A 20,530-nucleotide genomic window follows, 5' to 3' on the forward strand; every position below is an offset into this window, starting at 1 on the left:
CGGCGCCAGGTGAAACACCCATGCTTGTTCAAATGACTCTTGACCAGAAGTCATGAGTGGCCCGCGCCTACAAGGTGTTGAGCTCGTGGGCCAACTCCAGCACCACTTTGCCGCTGCCGACAGTGGGCACCAGGTGCGTAAACGGGATATCGATCATGCGGTTTTCCCGCACCGCCCGCAGGCGCGACAGCACCGGGTCGCGGGTCAGCAACTGGCGTTTACGGCTGGCAGGGGACCACACGGCGTCGGCCAGCAGGATCACATCCGGGTCGCTCATCAATAACGTCTCACTGCTGACCGTGACCCGGTACTGGTTGATCCCAGCCAATATATTGTGTGCTCCGGCAGCCGCCAGCAGGGTGGTGACGAAACCTTGCCGTCCTTCGCTGTCCAGGCCGTTGACTTCACTGTCGAGGTAAAACACCGACAGGGGTTTGGCGGGCTTGGCCAATGCCTGGGCACTGGCCAGGTCGGCGTCCAGGGCGTCAATCAGCTCGCGGGCCCGCTGCGGTTTACGCAGCAGCTTGCCCAGGGTCAGCAGGTCATTGCGAATGTGCCCGAAGTAATCCAGGGAATGCCCGGCACACGCCGATTCCAGCAGATACGAAGCCACGCCATTACCTGCCAGCCCGGTGCGTGAAGTAATGCCGCTGCCAAAAGCCGTGGCAAAGCCGCCCACTACCAGGTCCGGCTGTTGCCCGTACAGCACCTCGCTGGCCGGGTAGCGCGGAGCAATCACCGGCACAGCGAAATATGTGCCCTGCTTATGCGCGGCGCCGTTGTCATCCAGGTACGCCACGCCCACCAGCGCCGGGCCGGCCTCCAGGGCCAGCAGCATATCGGCGGCGTGCTGGTTGAGGGCGACAATCCGCGCCGGCGGCGTATGGGGCAGGTGCCACTCCTGTTGGCAATTGCGATAACTGTCCGCCAGGGCTGAGGCACTGCACACCAGGGCGATGGCAAATCCTCCCAAGCGTTTCATGGGCGCTCCCGGATCAATAACTCTTCGAGCACCTCGCCGCCCACCAGGTGCACATCCACCAGGCGTACGGCATCGGCCTTGCTGCGCACTCCGTACCAGCAGCGCTCCGGGTACACCGTGAGCACCGGCCCCAGGTTGCAGGGGAACTGGCAATGGGTGCGGGTCAGCAGCACGCCGCCGGGCACTTCGATGTGCTGGTGTTCCAGCAGCCGTCGGCGCAGGGTTTTCCAGATCTGCAGGGCGCCGCGCTGGGTGCAGCGCGGGCCGGTGCACAGCAGCACATGGCGGGCATGCTCGGGGATATGGGACCAGTCGGGGTGGCTGTCCACCCCGTCGATTTGTGTGATTTCAGTCATCAGAAGCGATACGTGTAACGCACCTCCGTAGTGAACGGCCGGCCCAGGTTGTCGACATTGCTGGAGCGGCTGGTGACATAGTCGCGGTCGAACAGGTTCTCTACCAGCAGGCTCACGCGGTGTTGGTGGGCGTTGTCGAGGTAGCGGTAGGCGTCGGCGTCCACCACCGAATAGTGGCCGTATTCGACTCTTTTCGAGCTGATCACATCGTGGATATAGCGGATGGCCGCGCCGGCGCCCCACAGGCGATTCTGCGACTCGAAACCCACCCGTGAACGGGCGAAGAAGCTTGGCACATCATTGAGAGTGACGCCGGCGCGCGACTCGGTCAGGTTGCGGGTCATGTCCGCCTGCAGGCTCCACTGCTGGTTGAGCGCCAGCTTGGCGTCGGCCTCGAAGCCACGCACCTGGATCTGCCCCTGGCCGTTGACCCAGTGGCTATCGTCGAGGGTGATCAGGTCGGTGATCTTGCGCTTGAACAAGGTCACGCTGGCGCTGAACTCGCGGTCGGCCAGCAGGCCCTTGTAGTCCAGACCCAGCTCGGCGTTGCGGCTTTTTTCCGGCTTGAGGTTACGGTTGCCGATCTCGTCGCCGGGTTCATTGACAAACAATTGCTCGGCATTCGGCAGCTTGTAGGCGCTGCCGTACTGGCCGCGCAGAGCCCAGTTGGCATTGAGGTCGTAGAGCGAGGTGAGCATGCCGACCGTGGCACTGTCGCCGCCGCTCATGGTTTCGTGGCGCAGGCCGATGCTCGGGTGCCAGTCGGGCAGGGCGTCGATCTGCGGGCGCAGTTGGCTGTACAGGGCGTGGGCTTCGGCCTTGTTGTTGTCGATGATCAGTACATCGTCCTGGCCCTTGAACCACTGGTTGTCGGAGCCGAACACCAGCACATGGCCGCCTTCAAGCTCAGCCTTGCCTTCGGCCTGCACGCCCCAGTCGGTGAACCCCCAGTAGTCATCGCGGTTACGCACCACGGTGCCACCGTCGGCGGTGTTGTTGACCCGCGAGTAACGCGTGTCCCAATCGTTGATATGGCCCTTGACGAAGTAACTCAGCCGTTCATTGAGGCGTTGCTCGAAGGTCGCCGTGGCGATCTGTTGCACGCGGTCGTTGGTGGTCTTGCGGTTGTTGGTGGCGCCGGCGAAGTCCAGGTTGGCGTCGGAGTACTGGTAGAACAGCTCCAGGCGCGAATCATCGCCCAGGGACTGGATGGCCTTGGCGCCGAAGGTGGTGACTTCGTAGGAGCGTTTCTTGTCGCTGACGTTGCTCATGTCACGGTTGCGAAACGGCTGGTAACCCTCGGACACGTTGTGGCTGACGTACGCCATAAGGCCCAGGTCGCCCAGGCCGTTAGTGAAAATCCGCTCGGCCCGGGCATCGCCGGTGGTGCCGCCAAAGGTATCGATGCCCAGGTTGGTTTCGCCGGACACGTCACGGGTCTGCGGGCTGCGCGTGACGATATTGATCACACCCGCCACCGCCTGGGTACCGAACAACAGGCTCTGGCCGCCCTTGAGCACTTCGATGCGCTCCACGGCGTTGGCCGGCAGGGTGTCCAGGTACAGGCCGCCGTACAGGCGGTTGTTCAGGCGCACGCCATCGAGCAGGATCAGGGTGTCGTCATTGCGCCCGCCCAGCAGGGAATAGGTGCCGTAGTCGAAGGGGCCGTTTTTCGGCGCAACGTAAAAGCCGGGAATAAACATCTGCATCGCCCGGGTGATATCGGCGCTGGGGCCGGCGCGTTCGATCTGTTCGCGGCTGACAATCTCGACTTTGCTGCCGTATTGGGCCATATCGGCCACGGTGGTGGATTCCACCGACGGCGCAGAGACGATCTGCTGGTTGAGCACCAGGGCTGTGTCATCGGCGAGCAGCAGCGGGCTGAACAGGCAACCCAGGAGCAGGGTCGGGCCAGAGGTAGAGCAACGTTGGAAAATCATAGTCTTCTCGAAAGTATCTTCGCAGAAGCACGCAGGAGAAGGCACCGGGCACACACCGATACCGGCCCATGCCCGCCCACCGCAGGATTATGCCAAACAGAAATTCCAGGCCGGTCTCCGGGCTCTCGCGTATCGAACCCTTCACCTTCCCATGGCGCTCTGGCCACAGTGGTGTGTCGAAGGGGTCACGCGAATACCGTTGCGGGGGCAGCACCGGACTTGCTCGAATGAGCGTACCGGTTTCCCGTTTCACCCTATGCACGGCGGCATAAGGCACCTGAAACAGGGCGGCATCTGAACATTCGCAGGCCCTTTCGTCAATCTGGCGCAGCGATTGTGCAGTGCCGCCAGTGTGCTGGTGCTCAGCGGTTTGCCGCGGTGGCGCCGGTGCGGGGCGGGAAATACACGGGGTAGTAGGAGAAGAGAATATATTCGAGCGGGTTGCGGATCAGGGAAATACCCGTGCGGTCCTTGACCGTGTCCACGCTGTCGTATTGGGCGTAGGTGTCACTCACCAGTTTTGGGCCTTTCTGCGTCCCATGCATCTGGATGCCTGTCTTGAACTCGGCGGTGACCAGCTCGGGGCTCGGGGTCACGGTCACGGTGCCCACGAAGGCCTTTACCGGCTTGTTGATCAGCCGCTGGAACTCGGCGGCGAAGGAGTTCTCGGCGCCATTGCCGGAGTAGCAGACAAGCAAGCGAACGTTGTCGAACTGGCTGGGATCAATGCCTTTGGCGAGCAAGTGGGCATGCAGTTGCTCGGCGGTATGCTCAGCGCCGTCATACAAGATGGTCGAGCTTTTACCGGACAGTTGTTCCCTGAAGCTGAGGTCGCGGCCATGAGCGTTGATGTTGAGCCGAGGTTTGCCTTTGTATTCATCTTCAAAGCTGAACAGGTTGCCTTTGATCAGTTGCATCTTTTGCATGTTGCCCTTCATCACGATCAGGCGCCGGACCTTTTCGCCATTCGGCGCCTCGATGATGCTGTTGTGGCTGCCACTGCGCAGCGCTGCCTGGGTCACCTCCGGCGTCGGTGGGGGATCGACCGGCCTGCGTGAGGAGCGTGCTCGAGAGTGGGTCACCAGCATTGCAAAGTTGAGCAGCAAATCCGCCATGGCCGTTTCTTTGTCCGGCGTGGCGTTGTCCGCCAGCGTTTGCAGGTCGCTGAGAATGCCCTGGAACTGCAGCGCCGTGCCAATGGCCGCGCCGGGGCCGCGCAGGGCCGGCAGTACCGCGTTGAGCAACAGATAGCCGCCTTCCTTGAGCGTTGCCCAGCGACTTTCGGCGTCGGAGACAGATTGTTGTTCGGCCATGCTGATCACGCCCTGGGCATTGGCGTCGTACAGGTGGTTCATCAATTGCCCGGTTTGCAGTTTGGCCTTCAGGGCATCGGCAGCGGCATAGCCGCCCACCGCCAGTGTGGGCGCAGCGGGAACGGTTTCTCCGTCGCCCACGCCAAACAGGCTGGTGGTCTGGGTGGAGGGCTCCTTGAAACTCCATGCCTTGTAGTAGTCGCGGGTCGCGTTGTCGGGAAACCAGGCCAGGATGTCGTTTTGCAGGCGCCCCGGTTGCTGGATGGCCTCCAGCAAGGCCTGGCGGGTGGGAAATTGCAGCAGCGGTGCGTCGGCGATCAATGGGCGGTAGAGAATATGCGGGCCGCTGATGCTGTCCTCGGGTTCGATCAGGTACATGTTGTCGACCACCTCGGGTGTGGCGCCTGGCCCGGCAATGAACGCCAGCGGGCGGACGACGATCTCTTTGCCATCGACGGTCTGCGCACCGGGTTGCGGGTTGACGGCCGCCTGCACGTAGCGCAACCCTGTGGTATCGAACCCCGATTGTTTGTTAACCGCCAGCTCCAGGGCCTTGATCTGCAGTTCCACGGGGACTTGCTGGGCAAACAGGGACTGGCGTTGGGCTTTTTTGACGGGATCGTCCAGCAGTTCGCGTTTGAGCAGCTCGGGGTAGTTTTTACCCACGTCGACCTTCTCGATCAGTTTCTGCAGTTCGCCATCCTTTTCCAGCTCCGGAACCCGCGTGTTAGCCGGTTTGAGATAAACCTCCACGTCGCGGCTGGGCAGCCCCGACAGGTTTTTCAGGAGCACGTCGGTCATGCTCATGCGTTCGCGATGGAGGCTGCCGCTGACCACCCCGCCTGGCGAGTTGCCGCCGACGGGCGCCTTGAACACCACCTCCAGGTTTTTCGCCGGGTGGCTCACCGCCTTCAGTTGATCGAAAGCCTGTTCGGCAAAGGGCCGGATATCCGGGATATCGCTGTTGTAGGTCCGCCCTTTATTGCGCTGGGTGATACTCGCCAGTTGCAGGCTCAGTTCACGCAAGACAACACGTTCGGCCTCGGTGGCGTTGCTGAGCCAGTTGGGCGTCTTGCGTGAAGGCTGATCCAGTGTGTCCAGGTTCAGCCAGCTGGGGTCGGGAGCAAGGCTGTTATCCAGACGCTGAGTGATCACCGTCTCGGCCTGGATCTGGAAAGCATTGCCGTCGACCTTACGCAAGGTGTTGAGAAGCCGTTGTTCAGGGGCCTGCGCTTTGAGCTGTCGCTCCCGTGCCGCGTTGAACGCCGCGTAGGAGTCATAGGGGGTGACTTTGCCGCTGGGTTCGCACAGCAGCAGAATCGTGCGCTCGCCGACATGGCGCTGAATCAGCAGGTTGGCTGAAGTGGACTCTATCGCGCCCTGGTTGGGCTCTGAAATGCTGCCGAGGTTGAATACCGTCACCTCGGCACTGTCGTTGGAGCTTGGGCGCGTCGATCCGTTGGGGTAGCGCACCACCAGGTCCAGGGTTTCGCGCTGCAGATCGTCCAGGCCCGGCTGCTTGAGTGCGGCCAGTCGCAGGTTGTCCCGTAACAGGTTACTGATCAGTGTCCGGCGACTGCCGGCAAACGGGCTGAGGCTTGCACGGGTGGGGGCGCCGAAGGCGGGCTGGTCCCAATAGTTGGATACGTCGGTTGTCAACGCCTGCGCCAGTTGGCCTGGCAGCGCACGGAATGCGCTTTGGATCGCGCCCATGTCAACGGCGAGTGGGGTGTCCGGGGTGTTGCCGGTATGGGTCAGGACGTCTGGGCGGGTGTCGACCAGTTTGCTGTTGGCGGGCAAGTCGGGGACCGCACCGTCTACCAGGTATTCCAGGGCCAGCGTCGTCAGCGGCTTGCGTTTGAACTGACCCGGGTTGTCCGGGTCGGGCTGGGCCAAGTCGACCTGATTGATGTCGAAGTCCAGCCCGGGTGATGCACTCTTTATGGCGTCCGTCAGCAGCCGTCCCACGACCGCTTGCAAACCGGGCTCGCCAGCAAACTGCTGCCTGGCAATCTCGGCGGTCGGGGAGCGGCGGGGAGGGATGGTGATGGGTTTATCGGCGGCAGCTTGCTGATCGAGTTGTTGTTTGACGGCCAGTTGGTTTTGCTTGACCTCCCGTGATCGCGGGTCGTGCGCAGCGTTGGTCAGCGCGCTGAAGCCGTTGCGATTGAGGGCCGAGCTCTGCTTGAGCACGCCTTGCAGGCTGGGATCCGCTGGCGGCTCGCCATAGAAACTCAGAACCTGGCCCAGGCTTGCGGTTTCAACGTTGAAGCACGGTACGAGCGCCCCGGTTCCGGCACTCAGTTTTTTTGCCAGCGCCACTATGGCCGGGGCCACCTGCGCCCAGCCTGACGAGTCATCGCGCGTGAACATCTTGGGCGGCGCATCGGAGCCTTTGGGGCTGCGGACCAGCAGGTTGCCGGTGGTCGGGTCCACCCTGAGGTTGGCAACGACCAGGTTGTTTTTTTCGACGAAATCCAAAAAAGCCTCACTGGAGAGGGCCTCGTTAAATGCCTTGAATGTTTGGGCCAGTGTCGAAAGGGGCGGCAGTTCCAGAAACAGGCGCCTGGCAGGGGGCAGGGCAGCAGCGGGGCGCGTTTCTTTGCGCAGCGTCAGCAGGGCTGTCGCGGTGTTCTGCGCCAACTCCCGGTCAGCCTCATCAACCTGCGCGGACGGCGTTTGCTCAAGAGGCACTGAGGCGGGTTCTTTGGCGAGGACCTCTGCGGTTTGGCGTTGCTGTTCGACGATATGTGCAGCTTGCAGGCTATTGGTGTTTGCCGGCAGGAGGGAGGGAAACGATTGCTGGGTCAGCAACTGCTCGATTGAGGCTGACCGCTGGCTTTTGGTGCTGTAGGCGTCATGGCCGTAGAAGTCGCCGATCAGCGCCAGCGGAGCACTGTGTTCCCCGGTATGCACGAAGGAGTGCTCAGCGCTGGGTTCCAGTGCTCTTGCCGCAGCGGCAACGTCTGCGGATGCCGCTTCCCACCCGGGGGTGTATTTCGAGAAGTGGCCAGACGCACCGCGAATTTCGAAGTCCAGCGACGCTGAACTGGGGGTCCAGGTAAAGTTTTGCGTATTGATGGTGTTGTTTTTGGCAAACGTTGCAAAAGGCTCTGCTTTCAAGGCGTCGTTGAATTTTTTCCAGGCCCTGCCGAATGTGGAGTAGGGCGGGATGTTGTTAACGGTCATTTTGCTCGGGTCGAAGTCTGCAGCAGGCTCGTTGGATGTCTCGTGAAAGGCCAGGGTCAGGGCGTACTGTTTCGCCAGTTCGCGGTCACTGTCTTGCACAAGTTGCCGGGCATTCTCCAGTTCGTGGGCAGTCACATCCACGGCGTCGCGCCGGGATCGACTTGACGTGCGGGCTGCGCCCGATTCCGGCGGGGGTTCTGCGAAGGAGCGTGTGGCATTGGAAAAACTAGGTAGGCGTGATTCGATAGAATTCATGGACACGTCCTTGGAAAGAAGGGGGGAGATGATTCTTTGAACGCAGTGATTCAGCGGCCAGGGCAATGACTGGGTGATGAGCGACGAGCATCAGTTCCGCTGCAGGTTGTAAGCGCCTTCAAGTGCGATCCACAGGGGCTGGTTTACGGCGTGTGGGCGGCCTACAGTGGCGCGACTTGCCTGGATCGCTGTGACATCTAGAAATCACTTAACCCGTGGAGCTTTGTATGCCGGCCACCCGCTTGACCCTGATTGCCCACGCCAGCACCCAGGCCCGCAAACGCACGCGCTTTGCCTTGGATGAACCGTTGGAGACGGAGGGGCAGCAGATGCCGTTGGCCCAGGCAAAGCGCTTCAAGCGCGCCCCCCGTTTGCTGTGCGGCCCCGAGCTGCGCACCCGGCAGACGGCCCTGCTGTTTGGCGAGCACCCGCAGGTAGACGAGGCCCTGCGCGATTGTGATTTCGGGCGATGGCGAGGGCAGCGCCTGGATGAGATAGAGCAAGCCGAACCCGAGGCTTTGCAGGCCTGGTTGACGGACAGCACGGCCGCTCCCCATGGCGGCGAATCCGTTGCACAAGTGTGTGAACGGGTCGGGCAGTGGCTGCACACCCAGGAGCAGATCCCAGGCCATGTCGTGGCGGTGACCCACCCCTTTGTGATCCGCGCCGCGTTGCTCTACGTCATGCAAGGCCCGCTGGCGATGTTCAACCGGATAGATGTGGAGCCGTTGTCCTCCACCGAACTGCGTTTCAACGGTGTGTGGCGCCTGCGCCTGGAAACACGCGAGACCTGAGCCGCGCGAACATGGCAAAATCGCAGCCCCGCACTGAGAACCCCTTCATGAAAAAGATCCTGATCATCGGCATTGGCGCCGGCAACCCCGACTACATCACGATGCAGGCGGTGAAGGCGCTTAACCGCACCGACGTGTTTTTCCTGATGGACAAGGGCCAGAGCAAGGACAAGCTGATCGACCTGCGCCGGGAAATCTGCCAGACCTATATCGACGCCGACCGCACCTACCGCTTTGTCGAAGCCGACTGCCCCGAGCGTGTGCGTGGCGAGATCGACTACACCACGGCCGTGCAGGATCTGAATCGCGACAAGCAACAGACGTTCGAGCGCATGATCAACCAGGAAATGGCCGACGGCGAAGTGGGCGCTTTCCTGGCCTGGGGCGACCCGGCGTTGTACGACAGCACCATCCGCATCCTGCAGGCGATCCTGGCCAGTGGCGGCAGTGAGTTTGAGTTCGAGGTCATCCCCGGGATTACCAGCGTCCAGGCCCTGGCGGCCCAGCACAAAGTGCCGTTGAACCGCATTGGCCGGTCCATCGAGATCACCACCGGGCGCCGGCTCGCGGCGGGGCAGGCCAGCGATGCCGATACCCTGGTGGTGATGCTCGACGCCGAGGACTCCTACCGCAGCGTCGCGGACCAGGACCTGGAGATTTACTGGGGCGCGTACCTGGGCACGCCGGATGAAATCCTGATCAGCGGCAAGGTGGCCGAGGTGGCCGAGGAAATCGAGCGCGTGCGCAAGGCGGCGCGCCAGGCCAATGGCTGGATCATGGATACCTACCTGCTACGCAAGCCGTAGGGGGGAATGCAATAAACAAAGTGGGAGCGGGCTTGCCCGCGATGGCGGCGTGTCAGTCAGCCTATGTATTGGCTGAAACACCGCGATCGCGGGCAAACCCGCTCCCACATTGGATGTGTGGTGCTTAGGGGAATGTCACTTGCCGCTGGTGATCTGCCTGACCAGCAGCCCATGCCCCGTCACATCCTCAGCCCGGGAAATAGCCTGGATCACCAGCAACCGGTTGCCGGAGCCTGCGAGGAAGGTCGAGTTCAAGGTCTTGCCGCCGCCCATGGTGGCCGTGCCATCAATCTGGCGCAGGCCCACGCCTTTGATCAGCAGTTTCTTCTGCGCCAGTTTCTTGTAGTCCGGCAGGCTGGTGCCGACGTCCTTGAGGAAACCCTCGACCGCGCTGTCGAGAAACAGCGGTTCGTCGTCCTTCAAGTCGATCCCGTCATTGCGCAGGGTCTGGGCCACCACCACCACGCTTTTTGAGGCCTGGTTGATATACATCGTGCCGTTGGCGCCAGCGGTGCCCTGGGCTTGCGCGCCGGCAGGCAGGGCATCGGCGACATAGCCCTTGGGCAGGGTGAAGGTGAATTTGCCGTCCAGGGTCGAGACGATCTGGAAGTCGTCCGGCGGCGCGGCGGCCGGCTTGGCTGCCGCGAACAGCGGGCTGGCGCCCAGGCTGACGGTCAGCGCCAGGGCCAGGCGGGTGGCGATTTTGCTGAGGGTGAGCATGAGGTCTTCCAATGGATGAACGAAATTGCGCCATATTCTGTCAGAAAATTCGCAATTTCGTTCGGATCCATCCTCAGACCTTTGCGGACTCCTCTTCGAGGCGGTCCATTTCAAACAACCGCGCCAGTTCCGCACGGGCTTCCTGGGCCGACTGCATCACCTTGGCCGCGTCGTCGTACACCGCGTGCTGGGCCGCCAGCAATTGCAGGTCGTGGTGCTTGAAGCGGTTGATCCGCGCATCGGCCTGGGTCTCGCTCAGGCCCAGGCCGACCAGGGTGCGGCGGCTCATTTCCAGGCTGGAATAGAAGGTTTCGCGCACCGGTGACGCGTCCAGGTCCACCAGGCGGTGTACGTGCTGGCGGTTACGGGCGCGGGCGATGATCTTCATGTGCGGGTAGAGATTGCGCACCAGCTCGGCGGTCTTGATGTTGATTTCCGGATCATCCATGGCAATCACGAAATACTCGGCCTGGTCGACCTTGGCCGCGTGCAGGATCTCTGGGCGCTGGGGATCGCCGTAGAACACCGGCATGCCGCCGAAACTGCGGGTCAGATCGATGGTTTCCACCGAGGTGTCGAGGGCGATAAACGAAATGTTCTGCGCCCGCAGGATCCGCGCCACGATCTGCCCCATCCGGCCCATCCCGGCGATCACCACGCGCGGCGCATCGCTCTCGATCGCGCGGTATTCTTCCGGCACGTCCACCGGCTTGGTCTTGGGCCGGAACAGCTTCGGGCACAGCAGTAGCAGGAGCGGGGTGAGGGCCATGGACAGGGTGATGGTCAGCACCAGCACATCGTACAGGTGCGGGGCAAACAGGCCCTGGTCGCGGCCGATCTTGAACACCACAAAGGCAAACTCACCGCCGGCCGCCAGGACCACGCCCAGGCGCACCGCGCTCTCGCGGTTCAGCTCGCCGACCATCTGCCCGACTGCGTACAGCAGCGGCAACTTGATGGCGATCAGCAGCAGGGTCAGGCCCAGCACCACGAAGGGCGTGCTGAACAACAGGCCGATATTGGCGCCCATGCCCACGCTGATAAAGAACAACCCCAGCAGCAGGCCCTTGAACGGCTCGATCTGCGATTCCAGTTCGTGGCGGTACTCCGAGTCGGCCAGCAGCAGGCCGGCGAGGAATGCGCCGAGGGCCATGGACACGCCCACCAGCTCCATCAGCCAGGCGGTGCCGATCACCACCAGCAGCGCGGTGGCGGTGGACACTTCGCGCAGGCCGGTCTTGGCGACAATACGAAACACCGGCCGCAGCAGGTAGCGACCGCCGATGATCACCACGGCGATGCTGCCCAGTACCTGCAAACCGTGGTTCAGGTCCTGGGCGGCAGTGGTGGTGTGGTCGCTGCCGGCCAGCAGCGGCACCATGGCGATCAGCGGGATCGCCGCGATGTCCTGGAGCAGCAGGATCGCAAAGGCCAGGCGCCCGTGGGGGCTGTTCAGTTCCTTGCGTTCGGCCAGGCTTTGCAGGCCGAAGGCGGTGGAGGACAGCGCCAGGCCCAGGCCCAGCACAATCGCGCTATTCCACGACTGGCCAAAGGCCCAGAGCGCTACTGCACCTATCACCATCGCGGTCAGCAGCACCTGCGCCAGGCCCACGCCAAACACCGCCTTGCGCATCACCCACAGGCGTTTTGGCGACAGTTCCAGGCCGATGATGAACAGCAACAACACCACCCCCAGCTCGGAGAACTGCGCGACACTTTGCGGGTTGCCCACCAACCCCAGCACCGAGGGGCCGATGATCACACCGGCGAACAGATAGCCCAGCACCGCGCCCAATTGCAGGCGCTTGGCCAGAGGCACGGTCAGCACCGCCGCCAACAGGAGAACTACGGCCGCTTGTAACAGGTTGCCTTCATGGGGCATCGCTTACTCCAGAATCTTTGAGGCGAATCGACAGGGCGCTATTAGAGCGCGCTTTTACGCTGTTGAATCTGAATTTTTGCCAAGGCACGACGCATTGCGCCAGCGCCTGTTGAGCCAGGAAAGCCTGGCCAAGGCATTAGATATCAACCAGGCGGCGGTTTCCAAGATGGAGCGTCGTACCGATAGGTACATCAGCACCTTGCGCAATTACATCCGGGCGACGTTCCCGGACGGGCAGGTCAAGATCGACAACTTCGCCACCTATTGTGCTGGATGCAGTCCTTTACAGGGCCAGGTCCTGCGCCAATTCTTGTTACTATCGCCCTGCGTTTTCACCAGGAGCCAACGCCTCATGCAACACCAGTGGGATGAAATGCACCGCACCCGCAAGCCCTCGTTCGTGCTGTGCGGCGAGCCCCAGGGGCAGGTGCTCAATCTCTATGTCCATGGTTATTCTGCGTTTTTCAACCAGCAACAACTGGCCAGTTTCCAGGCGCAGCTGGCGGGGATCGAGGGTTCGACCAACCTGATGCTGTTCTGGCCGGCCGGGCATTTCCTGGAAAACCTCTTCGCCCCCTTCAAGGACATCATTGCCTCGATGCTCGGCGGCGGCAGCCTGGGCGCGGCGACCGTGGGTCTGGGCAAGGCGGTGGGTTATTTTCTCGATCACTACAAAAGTGTCGAGGCGCGGGTGGACGAGGTGGCCAGGACGCTGTTGGCGGAGCTGGCCAACTACCTGCACGCCGAGTCGATCGAGGTCCGTCAGATCAACCTGATCGGCCACTCCCTGGGCGCACGCCTGCTGGTCAAGAGCCTGTTGGCCAGCCCGGAGCTGGCCCGGGAACTGCCCCTCAATCACCTGTTGTTGATGGGCGGGGCGATTTGCACGTCCAGCCCCTGGGAGCAGGTGTCGGCACCGCTCAAGGGGCGCGTGATCAATTGCCACTCCAGCAAGGACTGGGCCCTGGCGCTCAAGCCGGATACCGAGCGCTGTATTGGCCGCTATGCCATCCCCCTGACGCCATCCCTCAAGGGCAAAGTGACCAATGTGCATCTGGTCACGTTCGACCACGCTGCCTACTGGCCGCAGTTGCAGACCGTGGTGCAGTACACCGACTTGCTGCAAGAGCGCCGGGGCATGATCCGTGCGGACCAGCGCAGTGCCGAGGTGCGCTTTGCCGAAGAGGATGTGGACCTGTATCCGGTGCTGCTCCAGGCCCGGGCGCCAGAGTTGCAGTTCCTCGCCGAGCTGATGGCCGCCAAGCGCAGTGCGACCATCGCTGCGGATGTGCGCGACCCACTGCAGTTGGCCATCGAGTTGCAGCGCATGGGCGGTGACAGCTTTATGAACCTGGCCCGTGGGCACGGCGTGAGTTACCGCCAATTGGCCCAGGACGTGGCCCTGCGCGTCGGTATCAAGTTTGACCAGCCCATCGACAGCGTGGCCCTGGTGAGCCTGGAAGAGCGGGTCGCCGAGACCCTCATCGAACAGTACAAGGACAAACTCAGCCAGGCCGACCGCCAGGTGTTCGAGGCCGAACTCCGGGCCGCCGCGCAAAAGGAACAGGGGTTTTTCCACCGTTTCGATGTCGGCCGCTCGGCCACCACCGCCTTGAGCGGAACGGCGCTGGCCGGGTTGACCGGGTTTATCCTGCGGCGCGGTGCGGCCACGGCGATTCCGGTGGTGGGGCAGGCGCTGGCGGCGGCCATGCTGCTGGTGAGCGGGGTACGGGCGTTTTCCGGGCCGGCGTACTCCATCACGACCCTGGCGGTGCTGGTGCTGGGGGTGATTCGCCAGCGCATGGAGCGCGAGGCGTTGAATCAGGAAATGGACCTGGTGGTGCAGGTGGTCGAGGCGCTTGATCTGCCCCGGGAAACGCTGATGCGCACGGTCTCGCCTGACTGCTAAGCTGCGTCCTTGTCTTGTGTGTCTGCCGGGTACCCCGCGTGAAATTCAGCCTGCCGAAAATTGCGACCGCCCCGTTTTGCCCTCCGGAAGTGGCGGGCACCATCCCCGTCGATCCCCGTGCGCCGTTTTTCAAACGGGTGCTGCAGTTTGCCGGTCCCGGCCTGCTGATTTCCATCGGCTACATGGACCCCGGCAACTGGGCCACGGCCATCGAGGCCGGGTCGCGCTATGGCTATAACCTGCTGTTTGTGGTGTTGCTCGCCAGCCTGGCGGGGATGGCGGTGCAGTGCCTGTGTTCGCGGCTGGGCATCGCCACCGGCAAGGACCTGGCGCAGCTGTGCCGCGAGCGCTACAGCCGGCGTTCAGCGCGCACGCAATGGGTGCTGGCGGAAATCTCGATTATCGCCACCGACCTGGCCGAAGTCCTCGGCTGCGCCCTGGCGTTCCACCTGTTGCTGGGGGTATCGCTGACCACCGGTATTGTCATTACCGCGTTTGACACGCTGCTGATCCTGGCCCTGCAAAACCGCGGCTTCCGGCGCCTGGAAGCGATCATGCTGGCGCTGGTGGCGACCATCGGTGTGTGTTTCTTTGTCGAACTGGTGTTGATCAAACCCTATTGGCCGGATGTCATGCGTGGCTTCACCCCGTCGCTCTCGGCGATCAGCGATGCGGCGCCGTTGTACCTGGCCATTGGTATCCTCGGGGCCACCGTGATGCCACATAACCTGTATCTGCACACGTCCATCGTGCAAACCCGCCTGTTCGGCAAAGACCTGGCCAGCCGCCAGGACGCGGTCAAGCTGGCGCGTATCGACACCATCGGTTCCCTGGCCCTGGCCTTGCTTGTCAACTCGGCGATCCTGGTGCTGGCCGCCGCGGCATTCCACCAGAGCGGTCATACCGAGGTCGTGGAAATCCAGGATGCCTACCACCTGCTGGACCCGCTGGTGGGCGGCGCCTTTGCCAGTATCCTGTTCGGCATTGCCTTGCTGGCGTCCGGGCAAAGCTCGACCTTCACCGGCACCATCGCCGGCCAGGTGATCATGGAGGGTTACCTCAACCTGCGTATTCCTTGCTGGCAACGCCGCCTGATCACCCGTGGCCTGGCGCTGATCCCGGCGTTTCTCGGGGTGTGGTTGATGGGCGATGATGCCATTGGCAAGTTGCTGATCCTCAGCCAGGTGGTGCTCAGCCTGCAGTTGCCCTTTGCCCTGTACCCGTTGATCCGCATGACCGGCGACCGGCAACTGATGGGGCCGTTCGTCAATCGCCTGCCCACCAGGATCCTGGCCTGGAGCCTGTTTAGTGTGATCAGCGGCGCCAACGCCTGGCTGATCGGCCAGTGGCTGTTCTGAGTCAGCGGTCCCAGTAGGGCACGCTGCCGAAGCGTTCGACAAAGAAGTCGATGACCGTGCGCACCTTCACCGACAACCGCCGGCTGCCGGGCCACAGCGCGGCAATCTGCTGCGGCTCCAGGGTGGTGGCCACTTCATATTCGGTCAGCACCGCCTGCAAGCGTCCGGCGCGCAGGCTGTCGCCGATCAGCCACGAAGGGAACACCACTAACCCCAGGCCCTGTTCGGCGGCGCGCGCCAGGGTGTCGGCGTGGTTGCCGGTGATCGGGCCCTTGACCGTATAGGGCGTCCAGTCGTCCTGGGCGCGGCGGAAGAACCAACGCTGCTGGCCGTTCACGCCCTTGTACGCCAGGCACTGGTGATTGAGCAGTTCATCGGGATGGCGTGGGGTGCCAAAGCGCGCCAGGTAGTCGGGGCTGGCGGCGATCCGGTAGCGCTGGGGCGCGAAAATACGCGCCTGCATTCCGGAATCGTTGAGCACACCGATACGGAACAACAAGTCGGCGCCTTCCTGCAGGGGATCGACGTAGGTGTCGGTCTGCTGGATATCCAGTTGCAGCTTGGGGTATCGCTGGCACAACTCGGCCAGCCAGGGTGACAGGTGGCGCTGGCCGAACACCATGGGCGCATTGATGCGCACCAGGCCGCTGGGCTCGCTTTCCTGTTCCTGCAGGGCCTGCCCGGCTTCTTCCAGCTGTTGCAGCATCAAGCGCGCATGATGCCCGAGTAAGCGCCCGGCTTCCGTGGGGCTGACCGCACGGGTATGCCGATACAGCAATTGCTGGCTCAGGGCCTGTTCCATCAACTGGATCTGCCGGGAGATGGAAGAGGGCGCCAGGGCTTCGCGGCGTGCGACTTCAGAGAAGCTGCCGTGGTCCAGCACCGCGACAAACAGGCGTAGCGCCTTGAAACTCAGCTCGTTGAAGCCCTGCATCGTCACTCCATGCTGTGCGTATTGCGCAAAGGTGTTGTCCGCATGCTCCTATTTATCGCACAGGTGTGCCACCGGATAATGCGCGTCATTGTTCTTCTGACCTGTAGGTGCTGTATGCAAAGTTCTTCTCTTGAGGTCGCGACCCAGGCCCTACCGAAAAACCGCCTGGGGCTGCTGCTGTTGCCGCTGGTGATCCTGGCAGGCATGGGCCTGTCGGTGGAGGCCGGGTTGCTGGGGCCGTTGGGTGCCCAGGTGGGGCACTTATGGGCGACCTTGAGCATCTTCGCGGTGGGCACGGCGATCCTCCTGTTGCTGCTGCTGTTCAGCGGCCCACAACAAGGTCCGGCCCTCAACGAGCTGCCGCGCTGGCAGCTGATCGGTGGGTTCCTGGGGCCGATGTATGTGGTGGTGCTGACCCTGGCCACGCCCCATATCGGCATTGCCATGACCATGATCGCGATCCTCTCCGGGCAGGTCGGCAAGAGTGTGCTGATCGACCACTTTGGCTGGTTCGGCACTGCCCGCAAGCGGGTCAACGGTGAACGCTGGATTGCGCTGCTGTTGATTGTGGTGGCTCTTGTTTTGATTGCGCGGGGTTAAGGCAATGAATCTGCTTCTATTGTTGGTGCTGGTGGTTGCCGCCGGCGCGGTGTTGAGTGTGCAGGCGGCGATCAATGGGCGCCTGGGGCAAACCGTCGGTGTGCTGCGCAGCAGCCTGGTGACGTTCTCGGTGGGCACGCTGGTGACTGGCCTGCTGATCCTGTTCTTCGAGCCGGCCCAGGCCGTCAGCCTGTTGGAGGTGCCCAAGTGGCAACTGACCGGGGCGTTGTTCGGTGTGGTGTACATGATGGTGATGGTCGGTGCGGTGCCGATCGTGGGCACGGCGGTGGCGACGGTCGCGGTGATCGTCGGCCAATTGGCCATGGGCATGCTGATCGACAACTTCGGCTGGCTGGGCAACACCGCCATCGAACTGTCCGGCAGCCGGGTGCTGGCGATGCTGTGCCTGGCGTTGGCACTGGTGTTCATGTACCGCAGCAGTGCACGCCAGGCTGATTAACGGCGCTGAACCTTGGGTGGCGGGCGGGAGTCACTGCTTAAGGTGCCAGCATTCGCTGCACCAGGACGACCATGAAAAAGGAGTCTTAACATGCCAGATCCAACCTGTGCTTGCCCGCATTGCAAATGTGTACTGGGGCCGAACGCTGTGATCAAAGACGGCAAGGGCTATTGCTGCCAGGGTTGTGCCGAGCACCATGCCCATGGTGAGCCGTGCGAATCGGCGACCGGCTGCGAGTGTGCCAAGTCGGCCCATGGCTGATCGGCCAATAGCGCCAACACCACCAGGCAGCGTAAGCTGCCTGACTTTTTCCCCTGTCGTGGAGTTTTATCGTGGCCAAAGCAGCTGCTGTCATTGAAATCCCGGTCTCGGCCGATCAAGTCTGGCAACTGGTCGGCGGGTTCAACTCGTTGCCTGACTGGCTGCCATTGATTGCCAAGAGCGAGCCGGGTGAAGGCGGGCGCGTGCGTCACCTGCAAACGGCGGATGGCGCCGTGGTGGTCGAGCACTTGCAGACCTTTGACAACGTTGCGCGCACCTACAGCTACACCATCAGCGAATCGCCGTTTCCGGTCAGTGCCTATTTGGCGACATTGCAGGTTGAAGCGCTGGGTGAGCATTCGGCCAAAGTCACTTGGTCGGGTGTGTTCACTCCGATTGCCGGTGTGACGGATGCCGAGGTGGAAGAGCTGTTCAGCGGCGTCTACACCGGCGGCGTCGAGGCCCTGCGCAAAAACTTCCCGGCCTGATCCGCCGGCAAGCCGGCTCCTACAGCGGCTGTTGTGCGCGGCACTCCAGGGTCAACCGCGCGCCCCCACGCTCGCTACTGCCGACTTCCAGGCCGAAGCCATGCAGGTTGACGATCGCCGCTACAATCGACAGGCCCAGGCCAAAGCTGCCCTGCTGACCACCGTCGACCCGGTAAAACCGCTGGAATACCGCCGCACGTTCCGTTTCCGGGATTCCCGGGCCGGAGTCCAGTACCTCGATGCGCGCACTGCCCGCCTGGTCGAGCCCGCGCAGAATCACTTCGCCGCCCGACGGGGTGAACTTGATCGAATTGCTCAGCAGGTTGGCCAGGGCCTCGAACAACAGTGCGCGGTCACCGGTGATCGGCGGCAATGAGTCGGGGACTTGCAGCAGCAGCTCCAACTGGCCTTCTTCCGCCAGTGGCAGGTAGAAATCATGCAGTTCCTGGAGCAAGGGCAGGGGATCGAAGACCAGGAAACCGGAGCGTCGTTGACGGTCTTCCAGCTCGGAGATGCGCAACAGGCCGCGAAAGCGCGCCATCAGGGTGTCGGTCTCGCTGATGACTTCATCAAGCTGCAGGGCCTGCGGCGAACCTTCATCGGTCTGCTGCTTGATCCGGTACAGCTGCGCACGCAAGCGGGTCAGTGGGGTGCGCAGGTCGTGGGCAATGTTGTCGCACACGCCCTTGACCTCGTTCATCAGCTTTTCAATGCGCTCAAGCATGGCATTGACGATGGCCGCGAGCATGTCCAGTTCATCGCGGCGGTTGGACAGCGGCAGGCGGTGGGTCAGGTCGCCGGCGACGATGGCTTCGGCGCTGGCCTGGATCCCGCGAATCCGCCGCAAAGGGCGCCGGCGCAGCAGATGCCAGCCGGCGACGCCGGGGATGATGGTCAGGGAGATCGCCCAGAGCAGGGCCTGCAGGATGATCCGCGTCACGCCCAGCAACGAGCCGTTGTCGCGCACCAGCACCAGCCAGCGGCCATCCTGGGTGTGGGTTGCCACGGCGTCGCAGCTGCCCCGGGGCAGTTTCGGGTCATCCGATTCGATGCAGTTGGCCAAGGCATGGATGCGCCCGTCCAGGGGCAAGCCTGCGGGGATCTGCTGGAGCGGGCCGCTGAGGGGGCGTTGTTGCCCATCGAACAGGCCATAGGCATCCATGCCCTTCATATCGAAGGTCATGCTGGTGGCCAGGGCTTCATCCAGTTGCGCGCCGTTGAAACGCTGGAACAGATGCTGACGCTGCATCAGCGAGTGGCGCGATAGGTCGCCCAGATAACCCGAGACCTCGTAATACAGCACCCCCATGAGGATGCAGCTCCAGGCCACGAACAGCGAGCTGTACAGTGCCAGCAGACGGCTGCTGGACGAGCGCCAGCCGTTAGACGGGTTCAGCAATGACATAGCCCGAACCTCGTACCGTGCGGATCAGCGGCGTCAGGCCCGGCGGGTCGATTTTCTTGCGCAGGCGGCCAATGTGCACGTCGATCAGGTTGGTCCCCGGGTCGAAGTGATAACCCCAGACTTCCTCGAAGATCATCATCCGCGAGAGGATCTGCCCGGTGTTGCGCATCAGGAATTCCAGCAACTTGTACTCGGTCGGCAGCAGGCTCAGCGGCTGGTCGGCACGGCTGGCTTCGCGGCTGATCAGGTTCAGTTCCAGGTCAGCCACGCGCAGTGCGGTTTGCGCGGCCTTGACCGCGTTGTTGCGGCGCAGCAGCACCTCGACCCGCGCAGCCATCTCGTCGGAGGCGAAGGGTTTGGTCAGGTAGTCATCGCCACCGGCGCGCAGGCCTCGTACCCGTTCATCCACGTCGGAGAGGGCGCTGATCATCAGGATCGGCGTCGACACGCCGAGGGTGCGCAAGGTGGTGACAATGGCCAGGCCATCGAGCTCCGGGAGCATGCGATCGAGGGTGATCAGGTCGTAATCGCCACTGACTGCCCGCGTCGGACCTTCGCGGCCGTTGTCGACCCAGTCCACGTCCAGTCCATGACTGCTTAACTCAGCGACGATCTCGCGGGCCGTCACGGCGTCGTCTTCGATGGTCAAAATGCGGGTCATACAGGTTACCTGGTCACACGGGAGTGGGGCATTTTGCCAAGAAATGCCAGCGAGGTTTCTAAAAGAAAATTCATGTAGGCCATTCTCAAGGTCGCCTCGGTCAAATGTGGGAGCCGGCGTGCTCGCGATAGCGGTAGATCAGCCCAAGCATTCGGTGACTGACACGCCGCCATCGCGGGCAAGCCCGCTCCCACAGGGGTTGGCGGTGCCGGTCCTG

The 20,530-nt window shown here is 62.7% G+C and carries 17 protein-coding genes, 1 pseudogene and 1 riboswitch; of the genes and pseudogenes, 9 read left to right on the top strand and 9 right to left on the bottom strand.

What is annotated here, in order from left to right:
- Positions 1–67 precede the first annotated feature (67 nt).
- From HBO24_RS24420 to HBO24_RS24435, 4 genes are all read right to left on the bottom strand, one after another.
- Entirely contained in the window at positions 68–982 is a 915-nt protein-coding gene (locus HBO24_RS24420) for an ABC transporter substrate-binding protein (RefSeq protein WP_170060485.1), read from the bottom strand.
- Positions 979–1,338, bottom strand: a complete 360-nt coding sequence (locus HBO24_RS24425; protein WP_057439082.1) for a (2Fe-2S) ferredoxin domain-containing protein — start codon at positions 1,336–1,338, stop codon at positions 979–981. The genes HBO24_RS24420 and HBO24_RS24425 overlap by 4 nt, the downstream gene beginning before the upstream one ends.
- Positions 1,338–3,278: a TonB-dependent receptor gene (locus HBO24_RS24430; RefSeq protein ID WP_170060486.1), complete on the bottom strand. Its 1,941-nt coding sequence runs from the start codon at positions 3,276–3,278 to the stop codon at positions 1,338–1,340. The genes HBO24_RS24425 and HBO24_RS24430 overlap by 1 nt, the downstream gene beginning before the upstream one ends.
- A gap of 90 nt (positions 3,279–3,368) precedes the next feature.
- A riboswitch (cobalamin riboswitch) is annotated at positions 3,369–3,574 on the bottom strand.
- 66 nt (positions 3,575–3,640) lie between these two features.
- A complete protein-coding gene (locus HBO24_RS24435) occupies positions 3,641–8,035 on the bottom strand; it encodes a hypothetical protein (protein ID WP_170060487.1) in 4,395 nt (1,464 codons plus the stop codon).
- A gap of 227 nt (positions 8,036–8,262) precedes the next feature.
- Between HBO24_RS24435 and HBO24_RS24440 the strand changes: the two genes are divergently transcribed.
- Positions 8,263–8,829: a histidine phosphatase family protein gene (locus HBO24_RS24440; protein WP_120732530.1), complete on the top strand. Its 567-nt coding sequence runs from the start codon at positions 8,263–8,265 to the stop codon at positions 8,827–8,829.
- A 47-nt stretch (positions 8,830–8,876) separates the two neighbouring features.
- Positions 8,877–9,635: a precorrin-6A synthase (deacetylating) gene (gene cobF, locus HBO24_RS24445; RefSeq protein WP_115127943.1), complete on the top strand. Its 759-nt coding sequence runs from the start codon at positions 8,877–8,879 to the stop codon at positions 9,633–9,635.
- A 135-nt stretch (positions 9,636–9,770) separates the two neighbouring features.
- Here cobF and HBO24_RS24450 read toward each other — a convergent pair whose 3' ends face one another.
- Positions 9,771–10,355 (bottom strand): hypothetical protein, encoded by a 585-nt coding sequence (locus HBO24_RS24450; RefSeq protein WP_057439079.1) that lies wholly within the window; start codon positions 10,353–10,355, stop codon positions 9,771–9,773.
- Positions 10,356–10,428: 73 nt separating this feature from the next.
- Complete coding sequence (locus HBO24_RS24455; protein ID WP_170060488.1) at positions 10,429–12,237, bottom strand: monovalent cation:proton antiporter-2 (CPA2) family protein; 1,809 nt, start codon at positions 12,235–12,237, stop codon at positions 10,429–10,431.
- A gap of 40 nt (positions 12,238–12,277) precedes the next feature.
- Between HBO24_RS24455 and HBO24_RS24460 the strand changes: the two are divergent.
- From HBO24_RS24460 to HBO24_RS24470, 3 genes and pseudogenes are all read left to right on the top strand, one after another.
- Positions 12,278–12,496 (top strand): annotated as a pseudogene (locus HBO24_RS24460) (helix-turn-helix domain-containing protein); the annotation flags it as partial.
- Positions 12,497–12,589: 93 nt separating this feature from the next.
- A complete protein-coding gene (locus HBO24_RS24465; protein WP_170060502.1) occupies positions 12,590–14,146 on the top strand; it encodes a DUF726 domain-containing protein in 1,557 nt (518 codons plus the stop codon).
- A gap of 38 nt (positions 14,147–14,184) precedes the next feature.
- A complete protein-coding gene (locus HBO24_RS24470) occupies positions 14,185–15,504 on the top strand; it encodes an Nramp family divalent metal transporter (protein ID WP_057444760.1) in 1,320 nt (439 codons plus the stop codon).
- 1 nt (position 15,505) lies between these two features.
- On the opposite strand, the gene HBO24_RS24475 is transcribed toward HBO24_RS24470, so the two are convergent.
- Positions 15,506–16,438 (bottom strand): LysR family transcriptional regulator, encoded by a 933-nt coding sequence (locus HBO24_RS24475; RefSeq protein ID WP_170060489.1) that lies wholly within the window; start codon positions 16,436–16,438, stop codon positions 15,506–15,508.
- A 114-nt stretch (positions 16,439–16,552) separates the two neighbouring features.
- Here HBO24_RS24475 and HBO24_RS24480 point away from each other — a divergent pair, with 114 nt between their 5' ends.
- The 4 genes from HBO24_RS24480 (at position 16,553) to HBO24_RS24495 (ending at position 18,247) form a co-directional block, all read left to right on the top strand.
- Positions 16,553–17,038, top strand: coding sequence for a DMT family transporter (locus HBO24_RS24480; protein ID WP_170060490.1), 486 nt, complete (start codon positions 16,553–16,555; stop codon positions 17,036–17,038).
- A gap of 4 nt (positions 17,039–17,042) precedes the next feature.
- On the top strand, positions 17,043–17,498 hold the full coding sequence (locus HBO24_RS24485; RefSeq protein WP_057439075.1) for a DMT family transporter: 456 nt from the start codon (positions 17,043–17,045) through the stop codon (positions 17,496–17,498).
- A 90-nt stretch (positions 17,499–17,588) separates the two neighbouring features.
- Complete coding sequence (locus HBO24_RS24490; RefSeq protein WP_081044213.1) at positions 17,589–17,759, top strand: metallothionein; 171 nt, start codon at positions 17,589–17,591, stop codon at positions 17,757–17,759.
- Between the two features lie 71 nt (positions 17,760–17,830).
- The gene (locus HBO24_RS24495) at positions 17,831–18,247 is read left to right on the top strand and encodes an SRPBCC family protein (protein ID WP_057439074.1); all 417 of its coding nucleotides are present in this window, start codon (positions 17,831–17,833) and stop codon (positions 18,245–18,247) included.
- A gap of 19 nt (positions 18,248–18,266) precedes the next feature.
- On the opposite strand, the gene HBO24_RS24500 is transcribed toward HBO24_RS24495, so the two are convergent.
- Positions 18,267–19,652, bottom strand: a complete 1,386-nt coding sequence (locus HBO24_RS24500) for a HAMP domain-containing sensor histidine kinase (protein WP_170060491.1) — start codon at positions 19,650–19,652, stop codon at positions 18,267–18,269.
- Complete coding sequence (locus HBO24_RS24505) at positions 19,630–20,313, bottom strand: response regulator transcription factor (protein ID WP_170060492.1); 684 nt, start codon at positions 20,311–20,313, stop codon at positions 19,630–19,632. Before HBO24_RS24505 ends, HBO24_RS24500 begins: the two co-directional genes overlap by 23 nt.
- Between the last annotated feature and the right edge of the window lie 217 nt (positions 20,314–20,530).

The organism is Pseudomonas sp. WS 5410, assembly GCF_012985645.1.
Lineage (GTDB): Bacteria > Pseudomonadota > Gammaproteobacteria > Pseudomonadales > Pseudomonadaceae > Aquipseudomonas > Aquipseudomonas shahriarae.

Coding starts and splice junctions, on each gene's coding strand:
- HBO24_RS24420 (WP_170060485.1), bottom strand. CDS start 982: ATGAAACGCTTGGGAGGATTTGCCATCGCCCTGGTGTGCAGTGCCTCA.
- HBO24_RS24425 (WP_057439082.1), bottom strand. CDS start 1,338: ATGACTGAAATCACACAAATCGACGGGGTGGACAGCCACCCCGACTGG.
- HBO24_RS24430 (WP_170060486.1), bottom strand. CDS start 3,278: ATGATTTTCCAACGTTGCTCTACCTCTGGCCCGACCCTGCTCCTGGGT.
- HBO24_RS24435 (WP_170060487.1), bottom strand. CDS start 8,035: ATGAATTCTATCGAATCACGCCTACCTAGTTTTTCCAATGCCACACGC.
- HBO24_RS24440 (WP_120732530.1), top strand. CDS start 8,263: ATGCCGGCCACCCGCTTGACCCTGATTGCCCACGCCAGCACCCAGGCC.
- cobF (WP_115127943.1), top strand. CDS start 8,877: ATGAAAAAGATCCTGATCATCGGCATTGGCGCCGGCAACCCCGACTAC.
- HBO24_RS24450 (WP_057439079.1), bottom strand. CDS start 10,355: ATGCTCACCCTCAGCAAAATCGCCACCCGCCTGGCCCTGGCGCTGACC.
- HBO24_RS24455 (WP_170060488.1), bottom strand. CDS start 12,237: ATGCCCCATGAAGGCAACCTGTTACAAGCGGCCGTAGTTCTCCTGTTG.
- HBO24_RS24465 (WP_170060502.1), top strand. CDS start 12,590: ATGCAACACCAGTGGGATGAAATGCACCGCACCCGCAAGCCCTCGTTC.
- HBO24_RS24475 (WP_170060489.1), bottom strand. CDS start 16,438: ATGCAGGGCTTCAACGAGCTGAGTTTCAAGGCGCTACGCCTGTTTGTC.
- HBO24_RS24480 (WP_170060490.1), top strand. CDS start 16,553: ATGCAAAGTTCTTCTCTTGAGGTCGCGACCCAGGCCCTACCGAAAAAC.
- HBO24_RS24485 (WP_057439075.1), top strand. CDS start 17,043: ATGAATCTGCTTCTATTGTTGGTGCTGGTGGTTGCCGCCGGCGCGGTG.
- HBO24_RS24490 (WP_081044213.1), top strand. CDS start 17,589: ATGCCAGATCCAACCTGTGCTTGCCCGCATTGCAAATGTGTACTGGGG.
- HBO24_RS24500 (WP_170060491.1), bottom strand. CDS start 19,652: ATGTCATTGCTGAACCCGTCTAACGGCTGGCGCTCGTCCAGCAGCCGT.
- HBO24_RS24505 (WP_170060492.1), bottom strand. CDS start 20,313: ATGACCCGCATTTTGACCATCGAAGACGACGCCGTGACGGCCCGCGAG.